Consider the following 12,192-nt stretch of genomic DNA (forward strand, 5'->3'; position numbering starts at 1 on the left):
GTGTAATCCGGCTCGCCCGGGGTAGCCCCCGCGGAGCACACACGTCACCAGGAGGGTGGAAATCGTGGCCGAGGACAACGCACCGCAGGCAGGACCGGTCGGCAGGCTTTTCCACGCCGGATTTCACGCGCTGGCGGCGCTTCGCGGCGCGAGGGCCTTCCACCCGAACGGACTACTACTCAAAGGAGAACTTCAGGCTTTGAGGCGCGATGACCTCACACTTCCGGAAGAGCCGGTCGCCGTCACCGTGCGGATGTCCAAGGGAGCCGGTCTGCCGGGGCGCGTGCCTGACGCGCTCGGGCTGGCGGTGCGGATCCCGGCCGTCGGGGGCCACCCGTGGGATCTCGCGTTGACCACTTCGGGCACCGGCCTCGCCGGCCGCGTGTTGCCGCGGCCGGCTCGCGCCTGGACCACCGGTCGCTACAGCACGTTGCTGCCCTATCGCACAAAGGGTGAACTGGTCTGGTTGTCGGCCCGCGCGGAGACGTCACGGCACGCCGAAGCGTCGCTGGGCGGATTGAGACGGCTGGTGGCCGAAGGGCCGGTGACCTACCTCGTCGAGGCCGTCCGCGCGAACGGCCATCGGAAGCCCTGCGCGACACTGACCCTCCACGAGGTCGACGAAGACTCCCTTCGTCCCGCCTTCGATCCGATGCTCAACCCACCGCCAGGCTGGGAGCTGCGGCCCGGCTGGCTCTCCGGGCTACGCGAGCGGGCCTATGAAGGCAGCCGGGAGGGTCGCTGAGTCACCCCGCGGGCGGCTTGTCCAGCGCGGCGCCGAACACCAGTCCGCTCGGCGGCGGCTTGGGCATCCTTGCTGATCACGGATTTGAGCCTGATCGAGGACGTCTTCCGCCGCGCGGTATAGAGCGTTATACAGAAACCGTTTCAGGGGAATAAACCTTGACCGTCCGCAAGGGACATTAATCGAGACCCGCCTGCCCGATTCGAGTACTTTGCACGGCTTCGCGACGGGGGCCGCGAGCGGCAAAGAGCGTTCCAGCCCAAGGCCACGTAGCTTAAGTTGATCTTGGATGGGGGTCTTGATCGTAAGCGGTGAGGGTTGCCGCAGGTCATGCGCTCGGTCGCCCTGACCGACAGGAGCCGACCGCGCCCCTGAATGTCCACTAAGGACACTTTTCGCCGACTCAATGTCTGAGCGATGCCGGGAGGGGCGATTTCACGAGGGGGTCGTGAGTGGCGTTTCGGGTTAGAACCCGAAACGCCACTCACGACCAACCCGACCCACGACCAGGCGCCCCCTTCGTCGCATCAGACGCAGTGAAGGGAGCCTTCACCCCACCTGTCAACCTCGTCCAAGATCAACTTAAGCTACGTGACATTGGGTTCTAACCCTCATTACCACTTCACGACCCGTTGCAGAACTGTACATATCGGCACAAATCAGGCATTCAGTGACCGAAGAGTGTCCCAGCGGACACAAGACACGGCCGCCCTGCCGGCGTCCAGAATCACGCCGCGAGGACTTCTTTGACAAGTCCACTCCCCTGGCAGAGGAAGCCTCCTTCCCGACTACATGAAGGACCCCTTCATTGCGCCTAGCGCCGTGAAGGGGTCCTTCATGTACTTCGCGAGACGTGGCCCGGCCTTACGGGTAGCTCACCAGGTTGCTCGGCCGTGTGTCCGGTGGCGTCACCGCCCCGGCGTCGTTGATCACGTGCGTGATGGTCCCCTTGTAGTTCAACGAAACCGTCACCATGTTGTGGAACCGGACGCCGGAGCGGTTCGGCACCTCGAACGCGTGATACAGGTTCACCGAAGGGTTGTCGTTGAAGAAGCAGTAGCTGCCCAGTCCCCACGCCTCGTGGGAGGTCACATTGTCCCCCACCTTGTACGCGGCGTACCCGTTCAGCCCGTTGGGACTCTTCCAGCCTGCCTGATCCGGGACGTCGTACGGGATCTCGTTCTGGAAGAAGATCGTCCTGCCGTTCTGGCCGTTCCAGATCACCTGGTACTTCTGGTAATGCTCGACGAACAGGCCGGTGGCCAGCACGTTGTCGCCGTTGACGACCACGCCGGTGTCACCGGTGTTGATCGTCCAGCCGTAGGTGCCGGCGTTCCCGTGGTCGGCCCGCCACGCCCAGATGTGGTCGATGATCGTGTCACGGCTGTTGACGATAAGGCTGTTCGTCGCCTTCCCCGCGATCTGGCCGCCGATCCGGAAGAACACGTCCTGCAAGGTCGTCGGGTTCGCGGAGTGATTCGCCGTCGAGCCCGCCTGCCCGACCGTGAGCAGCGACTGCGAGTTGGTCGTCCCGGCGTCGAACAGGAGGCCCTTGATCCGGACGCCGTCCACGTCGGCGACCTTCATGGCATCGACACCGTTGTCCGGCACCAGAGTCGGGTAACCGATGCCGAGGACGACGGTGTTCGCCTTCGTCACGTTGAGCGTCTGGTTCAGGTGATAGACGCCCGGAGTGAAGAACAGGTTGCAGCCCTGCGAGAGCGCGGTGTTGATCGACGCCGCCGTGTCCCCTGCCTTCACCACGTAGAACTGGCTCATCGGCAGCGAGCCGCCCTGAGTGCCGCCGTTGGCCCAGCTCGGCCCGGAAGCGTTGGTGCGCAGCGAAGGCAGGAACACGCGGTACTTGCCGGAGCCGTCGAGGTACAGGTACGGGACGTCGCGGGACACCGGCGTGGTGCCGAGCGTCGTCTCCGGCGGGTTGGGGAAAGTGTTCGCGGGAGCGCCGCTCGTCCCGGAAAAGACCATGTTCCAGACCCCGCCGTCCCAGCTGCCGTAGCTGCTGTCCCGGGTGTACCACTGCTGCTGCGAGATCGACGCGGCCTGCCCGGACACCTTGCTGTCGGCCGTGTAACCACCGCTGGCGAACCCGTAGCTGGCCGGGTACAGCTGCAGCCCGCCGCGGATGTCCATCCGGCGGAACGGCGCGGCCTGCGCGACGGCCCAGCGGGTCGATCCGCTGCTCGGTACGACGGCCAGGTTCTCCGCCGAGCGCCAGAAGTTCTGCAGCGCCACGCCCTTGTCCGACTCGTTGAACGCGTCGACGGTCACGTCGCCGTTGATCACGACGTCGCCCGGGTTCTGCCCGAGGCCCGCGACCGAGGTGTAGTAGCCGACGTTGTCGTGGATGCCGTTGTACACGCCGGGCTTGAACAGGTGCGCGTACCGGCGCTCGGTGAACTGCGCGGTCAGGGTGTCCTTCTGCGCGTTGAAGTCCGCGTCGAGCCGGGACTGGATCGACGCCGCGGACATCCCCGGGTCGAAGATCCGCACGTTCGGGCCGAAGTCCGGGACCTCAGCCTGAGCCGGGCAGGTCGCCTGCGTGGATCCGATCGTGTAGCTCGCCGACGTCACCGGGGAATTCGCCGAACCGGACTTGAGTGCGATCGCGGAGATCGTCGAGGACGCGGAGACCGTGACCGGCCCGGTGTACAGAGTGGACGATGCCGTCGGCGCGGAACCGTCCACTGTGTACCGGATGGTCGCACCCGCGGTCGCGCTCGACAGGGTCACCGAGCGGGCGCTCGGGTAACTGCCGCCCGGCGGATCGAACGTCGGTGACGCGACGGTCGTGCCGCTGCCGCCGTGGGTGTACGTGAAGTGCGGGGTGTCGTACTGCGGCCCGTTCTTCTCGTAGGTGAACCAGTAGTCGAGCACCGTGCCCGCCGACAGCGAGCCGACGGTGTGCCGCCACGTGCCCCCGTTGTCGGTCATGCGGACGTTCTGCTGCCCCACTCCCGGAACGCCGGTGTAGTGGATGTCGACGTAGCGCGCGGGGGTCGCCGGCGTGAAGGAGAACTGCGCCTGGGTCGCGTTCAAGGACGCGGCGCTCTGGCTGTAGTCGGCGGCCGCGGCGGTGGCACCGCCGAGCCCGGCAGAGATCAGGAGCGCGGAAAGGCCGAGGGCGAGCGCGCCCCGGACCCCTTTCCGCCGTTTGGGCTGCACGAAGATCCGGTTCACGTCGTGACACCTCCGGCGTTGGAAATCCACGGGCGAAGCAATTCGTTGCGCGCCACAACAAAGTAGCGGTCCGCGCGATATGCCCAGATCAAGCTTCGGTAACAGTGGTGGTCCAAACCACCGACTACTCCGGACGGCCCCCTCGGACGCTGCCATTCCGCTCGCTTCGCACCGCCGTCTGGGTCACCCAGGCCGCGATCTGCGCACGGGAATCGAAGCTCAGTTTCCGCAGGATGCGCTGGACGTGGCCCTCGGCGGTGCGGCGGGAGATCACCAGCCGATCGGCGATCTCCTGGTTGGACAGGCCGTCGGTGATCAAGACCGCGACCTCGTGCTCTCGGTCGGTGAGTACCGTCTCGACCGCGGCGACGGGAGCGCTCTCCGCCACCTCGGCCTCGTCGAGCGCGAAGGCGACGGCCTCTTCCAAGGTGAACTCGCTCCCGTACCGAGACAGGACCGCGTACCGGCTGTCACCGAGCGCCTCACGGGTCGCCGCCTCACAGTCACCGTGCGGGGCGCCGAAGTACTTCGAGCCGAACATCGGGTAGCCGACCGATTGCCAGATCCGCCCCGCACAGCCGAGCAGGGTCGCCGCGCGCACCCAGTGCCGCAGCGACGACTCGATCCACGCGAGCACCTCGATCGACAGCACCATGCCGAGCAGGTCGTTGAAGGTGCGCTTGATCCTCAGGCAGTTGCGCGCGTAACCGGTCGCCAGCTCGAATTCGCCCCGGTTCAGCGCCACGAGCGCCAGTACGTAGATCGCGTAGGCGTAGGCCCATTCCTCGCCATGCGCGGCACCGATCGCGCGCGCCTCTTCGCACAGCGCCGCGGCCTCCTCCAATTCGCCGAGGAAGATCGATGCGATCGCCATCTCGATTCCGGCCAGCATCACGTTGCCGTTCATCTCGCCCAGCCGCCGATAGCGGATTCGGGCGTCCTCGAACAGGTCCTTCGCGTAGCCGACGTCGTCGCCGACCAGCGCGTTGCAACCCAGGCGGTGGGTCGCGTAGGCGAGCGCCGCCTCGTCCCCGACCCTGCCCGCTTCCGTGCGGCACTCCCCCAACAAGGTCACCGCATGCGAGACGTCACCCTGCAGGGTTGAGACGTATCCGTTGACCCACAATGCTTTCAAGCGGTCTTCGCCGCCGTCTGGGACGGCTTCGAGCGCGTGGTCGAGCCAGTGTCTCCCCTCCCCCAGCACACCGCAACCCGCCCAGTAGAACCACAACGTGCCCGCCAGCTTCAACCCGGTCCTGCCTTCGGACGGCGTGGCGAGGCAATAGTCGAGCGCGGCGCGCAGGTTCGCGTGCTCCAGTTTGGTCCGCGTGAAGATCTCCGCCTGATTCGGCCCGAACCATTCCTGCTCGCTCTGCTCGGCCTGCGCGAGGTAGTAGTCCCGATGACGGCGCAGGATCGAGTCCTCGTCACCCATGTCGCGGAGCTTCGCCCCACCGAACTGGCGAAGCGGCTCCAGCAGCCGGTACCTCGTCCGGTCACCGTCGCGTTCGAAGAGCAGGACCGACTTGTCCACCAACCCGGCCAGGTGCCCGAGCACCGAACGAGCGGGCAGCCCGTCCCCCGCGCAGACGGATTCGGCCGCGTGCAAGCTGAACCCACCCCCGAAGACCGACGCCCGCGCCCAGAGGACCCGCTCGGCGGCTCCGCACAGGTCGTGGCTCCATTCCACCGCTGCCAGCAGTGTCTGGTGCCTGGGCAGTCCGCCGCGTTCACCCTTGGCGAGTAAGTGGAAGCTGTCCGCCAGCCGGGTCTCCAGCTCTTCGAGCGACAGCGCCCGGACCCGGACCGCGGCCAGCTCGATCGCCAACGGTATCCCCGCGAGCATCCGGCACACGTTCGCGACCAAAGCCTGGTTTTCGTCGGTGACGACGAACGCCGGCTCGACGGCGGCCGCCCGTTCGGCGAACAACGTCATCGCGGGATAGCCACGCCAAGCCTCCGAGCGCAGCGGGACCAGCGGCTCAGGCAGCGGTAACGGCGCGACCTGCCAGAGGTGCTCTCCCGGAATCCCGAGCCGTTCCCTGCTGGTGGCGAGGAAGCGGAGCCCCGGCGACACCCTCAGCAGCCGGTCCGCCGACGCCGCACAGACCTCGATCAGATGTTCGCAGTTGTCCAGGATCACCAGGATCCGGCGCTCCCTCAGGTGATCCGCGAGCACGTCCGCCTGGTCGCGGCCCGTGTCGTCGCGGACGCCCAGCGCCTCCAGTACCGTGTGAGCCATCAAGTCCGGGTCGGACAGATCCGCGAGTTCGACGAGCCAGGCACCGTCGGGGAAGGCCCGGCGCAGTTCGGCGGCGGTACGCAGGGCCAGCCTCGTCTTGCCGACCCCACCGACCCCGGTCAAGGTGACCAGCCTCGCCTTGGACAGAAGTCTCTTGACCTCGGCGATGTCCTTCTTTCGACCCACGAAACTCGTGGTCCCGGCGGGGATGTTGCCCGGCCGGCCTGCTGCGGCCGCAGTGCCCACCCCTGAACCGTACGGACGCCTGCGACCGGCGGTCAACGAGGCCTGGGGCCCGTTCGCTCGGTCAGCCCAATCCGAATTCAGCTGTCTGGCACCACATAGAGCGTCGATGCTTCGCCTCCGTGCATGGCCATCAGGCTGCTCCGGCAGGCGAAGAGCACTTCGCGGTTCGCGACCGTGTCCGGCGGGACACCACAGCCGTCGCAATAGAGTTCGACCGATCCCGGAATGGTCTCGTCGATCTCGACGTCGACCGTGCGGTCGCAGCGCCTGCACCAGCGGTGCCCGGTGACGACCAGTACGTGCAACGGATCGGAGATGCACTGGTGCACCCAGCAGCGGTGCGTGTAACAGGTCGTGCGCGTGTGTGCGCTCAGCCCGTACTCCTCCGCCACGTCCTCGGCGGCGAGGATCGCGGCCAGCCGCCGGTCGGCGATCTCGCCGTACCGATCCAGACGGCCGCCCACCCGGGGTGTCTTACGCGCCTCCTCCGAGGAGACCAGTCGGAGACGGGCTCGCGAAGGCGGTGAAACACGCAGCACCATATGGGTCTCGACCTTTCGGCATCCACTGGAAGTCTTATCAGGTTGCGCTTGTTCCGGCTGGACGACACCCGTACAACTACCTGTCTTCGTACCTGAGTGCGCGTTGACGTTCGGGTAGGCTTTGAAACCACGAAACTCGCGCTGGGGGTTACGTCAGGGGCTGAATGACCATGACAAATCCTGAAGGCACCGCTCGCCGCCACCTCACTCCGGACCGGGTGGGGAACCGCGATGTCGAGGCGCTGGAAACGCAGACGAAGGCGCTCCGTGCCGTCGACTACCAATTCGGGGGCGGGATGTGCCGCGACGCCGTCGTGGTCCGGATCCATCGCGGCCACCGGATGCTCGCGATGTCGATCTCGGAACCGTTGCGGGCCAGGCTTTTCTCCGCGGTCGCGGATCTGCACAACCTCGCCGGGTGGACCTGTTTCGACAGCGGTCACGTCGGCGCCGCGCAGCACCATCTCGATGTCGCGCTGGAGCTCGCCGCCGACGGCGAGAACGCCGAGTTGATCGCGAACATCCATTACCGGCGGGGCCGGATCGATCTGCATTACGGCGTCACGGACGAAGCCCTCGCCCGATTCGAGCTGGGCAGGCTCGCCGCGAAGCGTGCCGGTTCGAAGCTGGCCGCGAGTATCCTGAGCGCGAACCAAGGCTGGGCCTACGCCAAGAAAGGCGACGCGAACCTCGCTGTCGGACTGGTGGATCAAGCAGGTGAGGAATTCGCCGAAAAGGATGAAGCCGAGCCACCCGACTGGGCCAGGTTCTTCACCGAGGTCGACGTTTCCGCGATGGCGGGCTCGGTGCACACCGACCTGGCTTTGCGCAAGGGTGGCCGTCATGTCGGACTGGCCATCGCCGCACTCACCGACGCCGTTCGCGGCTACGGTCCGGATATGGCGCGCAGCCGTTCACTGTGCCTGGCCATGCTGGCCACGGGGCATATTCTCGACGGGGACGGCGACCAGGCGCTGTCCGTCGGCATCCAAGCGATCGAAAGCGCCGAAACGGTCAAATCGGTCCGCACGAGAGACCGGCTGCGCCCACTCGAGCGGGAAGCCGCCCAACACCCCGATGACGCCCATTGCCGGACTTTGTCCGAGGCGGTGACCTTGTTCGTCACCGGCCCGGACCAGACCTGAAGAACGTTCGTTTGTACGGCCCTTGTATTCACGCTGCCCATGCTGTCCGGACAAACCGAATCCGCTCAGGAGGCAGGAATTGTTGACCAAGGTAGCCGTGCTCGCGACAGCGACCGCGCTCTCCCTCGGCGTGGCCGCCGCACCGGCCGGCGCCGAAGTGACCGCGTTGCCCACGGCCAGCATGGAAGCGGTGCTCAAGGCCGCGCAGATCGACCCGCGCCGGGCCGACAGCGCCCTGACCCCCGGGGCCAAGGACAGCGTGCTGCTGGTGGAGCAGGCGCTCGCCGCCAAGGGACTGCTCGCCCAGCAGTACGTCGACGGCCATTTCGGGACGTCGACCATCACCGCGTACTCCAGCTACCAGAAGTCGCTGGGCTACACCGGGATCGACGCCTCCGGCCTGCCGGGCAAGACGTCGCTCGAGAAGCTGGGCGAGGGCCGGTACACCGTCACCGCGGTGGTCTCGGCGGGTAGCCGCCTGACCTACCACGGCAAGACGATGAACACGCGGACCAAGGCGATGCTGGTGAAGGCCGAGGGTCTGCTCGGCAGGCAGCTCACCATCACGCAGGGCTCGTACAACCCCGGCGGCGTCGGCGCTTCGGCCGGGACTCACGACGGTGGTGGTGCGCTCGACATCGGCGTCGAGGGCATGTCCTCGACCACGCGGACCGACGTCGCACGGAAGCTGCGTCAGGTGGGCTTCGCGGCTTGGGTCCGGACCCCGGCCCAGGGTTTCGCCTACCACATCCACGCCATCGCACTGTCCGATCCGGACCTGTCGTCGGGCGCGCAGCACCAGGCCGGTGACTACTACCTCGGCTACAACGGCCTCGCCGGCCGCGGTTCCGACGACGGCCCTGCCGTCACGCCGAAGCTCACGTGGGAGGAGTACCAGCGGTCTTGACCCCGCTGGCCGGAGGCCACCTTCGCCGATGTCGATCGTCGCGAAGGTGGCCTTCGGGTTGTCCGGGAACCCCCAGGTAGGCTTCGGCGCGACGGCAAAACCAGCGGGAAGGGAACATCGCGTGGAGGCTCAACCGGTCGGTCAGTGGCTCGACGAGCTGGCATCGAAGGCCTCGACGCCCGGTGGTGGCGCGGGTGCCGCGATGAACGCCGCGGTCGGTGCCGCCCTGGTCTCCATGGTGTGCAACCTGACCATCGGCAAGCCGAAGTACGCCGAGCACGAGGCCACCATGACCGAGGCGCTCGCGAAGGCCGAAGACCTCCGGACGCGCGCGCTCGGCCTCGCCGCCGACGATGCCGCCGCGTTCGACGCCGTGGTCGCCGCGTACAAGCTCCCCAAGGCCACCGACGAGGAGAAGCAGGCGCGCACCACCGCGATCCAGGCCGCGCTGGTCGGCGCCGCCGAGGTTCCGCTGCGCACGGCCGCCCTCGCCGCCGAGGTCATCGACGTCGCCGCCTCGATCCTCGAAGGCGCCAACACCAACGTCATCTCCGACATCGCGGTCGCGGCTTCGTCCGCCAAGTCCGCCCTCGAATCGGGCGTGGTCAACGTCGAGGTCAACCTCGCGTCCATGTCGGACGAGCAGCTCTGCAGGGAGGCCGAGGCCCGCCTCGCCGAGTACACCCCCGCCGCCGGGCGCGCCGACGCCCTCATCACCCAGGTTCGCGAAAGGCTCACCCGATGACCCTGATCGACGGGCGCGCGATCGCCGCCGCCATCACCGCCGAGGTCACCGAGACCGCCGCCAAGCTCCGCGAATCGGGCACCGCCCCGACGCTCGCCGTGCTCGTGCCGACCGACGACGACGCCACCGCCTGGTACGTGCGCTCGATCGAGCGTGCCGCGAAGAAGGTCGGCGTCGACTGCCGCGTGGTCCAACTCGAGAAGCCGACCGGCGAGGACGTCACCCGCGAGCTCGACAAGCTCTCCGCGGACCCGTCGGTCCACGGCATCATCTGCCAGACCCCGCTGCCCGAAGGCGTGACGCTCGACGACGTCGGCGCGCACATCGATCCGCGCAAGGACGTCGACGGCGCCAACCCGGTCAGCCTCGGCCGTCTCACCGCGGGCCTCCCGACCTACGCGCCCGCCACCGCCGCCGCGGTGCTGGAGATCCTGAAGCGCGAGCAGGTCGCTCTGTCCGGCGCCCAGGTCGCCGTCGTGGGCCGCTCGACCATCGTCGGCAAGCCCGCCGCGCTGCTGCTGCTCGGCGAGCACGCGACGGTCACCGTCTGTCACTCCCGCACCAAGGACCTCGCGGCGGTCACCAAGACCGCGGACGTCCTGGTCGTCGCCGTCGGCCGCGCGCATTTCATCGGCGCGGACCACGTCAAGCCCGGTGCCGTGGTGATCGACGTCGGCACGAACCCGACTCCCGAAGGCGGGCTCGTCGGCGACGTCGACCAAGCCGCGGTCGAGGAGATCGCGGGGGCGATCACGCCGGTCCCCGGTGGCGTCGGCCCGGTCACGACGTCGCTGCTGCTGCGGCACACCGTCACCGCCGCGCAGTCCTGATCCACCGAAAAGGCGGCGAGTCCACTGAGGACTCGCCGCCTTTTCGCGTCCTGAGGCAAGGTGGCGTGTTGCGAAAGTGGCTTTCGCAACGTCGGCAGCGGCGTCACCGCGCTGTCAAGTCCCGATCACCGTCTCCACCACCTTCCGCACCTGCGCCGTTTCCGGCGCGGGCGCGGTGCGGTCGGCATAGAGCAGGTGTGTGGCGCCGATGAGCGTGGCCGCGAGGGTCTCGACGTCGGCGTCCGCCGCGATCCTGTCCTGCGCCCGTTCCGCGTCGAGGTAGCCACCGATCATGATGGCGGCCTGGGTCAGCACCGGGACCCCGGCGGGCCACTCGCGGCGCAACCGGGCACGCAGCTCGTCGCGGAAGATCACGAGCGGGACGATCGCGACCGCGACCGACTCGAACACCGCGATGAGCGCCGAGGTGAGGTTGTCCACGACCGTTCCGGTACCGACGGCTTCCCGAAGACCCTTCTCGTCCAGCTTCTCGATCCGGTCCATCACGAACTCGGCCAGGAATCCGTCGAAGTCGTCGAAATGCCGGTGAAGGACACCTTTCGCGCAGTCCGCCTCCGTGGTCACCGCGCGGCTCGTGAGCCCGCTCGGCCCCTCCCGCAGCAGGACACGCTCCGCCGCGTCGAACAACTGCGCGCGGACGGCGCGCAGGGCTACCCCGGTCGGCATACGGCTCCCTTGCGTTGACGAGTGGGCAATCGCCCACTTAAGGTGGGCGCATGCCCACTCTACCTTCGGGGCAAGAGCCTCATCGCTATCGACAGGCCGCGGATTCCTTCGGCGCGGACGTCGAGCGCTACGACCGCACCCGGCCCGCCTATCCCCCGGAACTCATCGATCACCTCATCGCCGCCGCGCCCGGCCGCGGTGTCCTCGATGTGGGCGCAGGCACCGGAATCGAAGCGCGCCAGTTCCAGGCGGCGGGTTGTCACGTCCTTGGCGTCGAGCCGGACTCGCGGATGGCGGAGTTCGCCCGCCGGAGCGGCGTCGACGTCGAGGTCGCGAAGTTCGAGGAATGGGACCCCGCCGGACGCCGGTTCGATCTGCTCGTCTCCGGGCAGGCCTGGCACTGGGTCGACCCGGTGGCGGGCGCCGCCAAGGCCGCCGAAGTGCTACGGCCCGGCGGGCTCTTGGCCGCGTTCTGGCACGTACCCGAACCGCCGGAAAAGGTCGCGAACGCCTTGGCGGACGCTTACCGGCGGCTCGTGCCGGATTCCCCGATCGATCTCGACAGCGTGCCGAAACAACCCTCTGACCCGTACGGGCCACTCATCGTGAAGGTCGCCGACGGCCTGCGCGAAGCAGGCGGGTTCGGCGAACCGGAACGAAGCCGCCACGACTGGGCCAGGGTCTACACCCGGGACGAATGGCTGGACCAGCTCCCCACGTTCGGCTCGCTCACCTGGGTCGAATCCACAGTGCGCCAAGAGATCCTCGCTGAAGTCGGCGCGGTGATCGACGGGATGGGCGGGCGGTTCACCGTGCGCTACGCCACCGTCGCGATCACCGCGGTCCGGGACTGATGAGAGGAAAGGCAGTTGTCACCCACCTGACCGGCTCGCCGGCGAATGTCA

Annotated in this window: 10 protein-coding genes; 6 read left to right on the forward strand and 4 right to left on the reverse strand. The window is 67.8% G+C overall.

The window, feature by feature from the left end; all coding sequences use genetic code 11:
• Nucleotides 1-64: 64 nt before the first annotated feature.
• Nucleotides 65-745, forward strand: coding sequence for a hypothetical protein (locus AC069I_RS40925; protein ID WP_478267764.1), 681 nt, complete (start codon nt 65-67; stop codon nt 743-745).
• 864 nt (nt 746-1,609) lie between these two features.
• Here AC069I_RS40925 and AC069I_RS40930 read toward each other — a convergent pair.
• The 3 genes from AC069I_RS40930 to AC069I_RS40940 form a co-directional block, all read right to left on the reverse strand.
• The gene (locus AC069I_RS40930; RefSeq protein WP_478229437.1) at nt 1,610-3,943 is read right to left on the reverse strand and encodes a chitobiase/beta-hexosaminidase C-terminal domain-containing protein; all 2,334 of its coding nucleotides are present in this window, start codon (nt 3,941-3,943) and stop codon (nt 1,610-1,612) included.
• A gap of 124 nt (nt 3,944-4,067) precedes the next feature.
• Nucleotides 4,068-6,431, reverse strand: coding sequence for an ATP-binding protein (locus tag AC069I_RS40935; RefSeq protein WP_478267765.1), 2,364 nt, complete (start codon nt 6,429-6,431; stop codon nt 4,068-4,070).
• A gap of 77 nt (nt 6,432-6,508) precedes the next feature.
• Complete coding sequence (locus tag AC069I_RS40940) at nt 6,509-6,895, reverse strand: hypothetical protein (RefSeq protein ID WP_478229435.1); 387 nt, start codon at nt 6,893-6,895, stop codon at nt 6,509-6,511.
• A gap of 248 nt (nt 6,896-7,143) precedes the next feature.
• Here AC069I_RS40940 and AC069I_RS40945 point away from each other — a divergent pair, with 248 nt between their 5' ends.
• From AC069I_RS40945 to AC069I_RS40960, 4 genes are all read left to right on the forward strand, one after another.
• Nucleotides 7,144-8,118, forward strand: a complete 975-nt coding sequence (locus tag AC069I_RS40945) for a hypothetical protein (protein ID WP_478229434.1) — start codon at nt 7,144-7,146, stop codon at nt 8,116-8,118.
• A gap of 79 nt (nt 8,119-8,197) precedes the next feature.
• Nucleotides 8,198-9,025, forward strand: a complete 828-nt coding sequence (locus AC069I_RS40950; RefSeq protein WP_478229433.1) for a peptidoglycan-binding protein — start codon at nt 8,198-8,200, stop codon at nt 9,023-9,025.
• A 121-nt stretch (nt 9,026-9,146) separates the two neighbouring features.
• Nucleotides 9,147-9,770, forward strand: a complete 624-nt coding sequence (locus tag AC069I_RS40955) for a cyclodeaminase/cyclohydrolase family protein (RefSeq protein ID WP_478267766.1) — start codon at nt 9,147-9,149, stop codon at nt 9,768-9,770.
• Entirely contained in the window at nt 9,767-10,600 is an 834-nt protein-coding gene (locus AC069I_RS40960) for a bifunctional 5,10-methylenetetrahydrofolate dehydrogenase/5,10-methenyltetrahydrofolate cyclohydrolase (protein ID WP_478232895.1), read from the forward strand. Before AC069I_RS40955 ends, AC069I_RS40960 begins: the two co-directional genes overlap by 4 nt.
• 114 nt (nt 10,601-10,714) lie before the next feature.
• Here the strand turns inward: AC069I_RS40960 and AC069I_RS40965 are convergent, their stop codons facing one another.
• Entirely contained in the window at nt 10,715-11,287 is a 573-nt protein-coding gene (locus tag AC069I_RS40965) for a TetR/AcrR family transcriptional regulator (RefSeq protein WP_478229430.1), read from the reverse strand.
• A 50-nt stretch (nt 11,288-11,337) separates the two neighbouring features.
• Here AC069I_RS40965 and AC069I_RS40970 point away from each other — a divergent pair, with 50 nt between their 5' ends.
• Entirely contained in the window at nt 11,338-12,141 is an 804-nt protein-coding gene (locus AC069I_RS40970; RefSeq protein WP_478229429.1) for a class I SAM-dependent methyltransferase, read from the forward strand.
• Nucleotides 12,142-12,192 lie beyond the last annotated feature (51 nt).

The organism is Amycolatopsis sp. NPDC043885, assembly GCF_056435685.1.

What these genes read in the sequence shown, in the direction of transcription:
- AC069I_RS40945 (WP_478229434.1), top strand. Translation starts at nt 7,144, where the DNA reads ATGACAAATCCTGAAGGCACCGCTCGCCGCCACCTCACTCCGGACCGG.
- AC069I_RS40960 (WP_478232895.1), top strand. Translation starts at nt 9,767, where the DNA reads ATGACCCTGATCGACGGGCGCGCGATCGCCGCCGCCATCACCGCCGAG.
- AC069I_RS40965 (WP_478229430.1), bottom strand. Translation starts at nt 11,287, where the DNA reads ATGCCGACCGGGGTAGCCCTGCGCGCCGTCCGCGCGCAGTTGTTCGAC.
- AC069I_RS40970 (WP_478229429.1), top strand. Translation starts at nt 11,338, where the DNA reads ATGCCCACTCTACCTTCGGGGCAAGAGCCTCATCGCTATCGACAGGCC.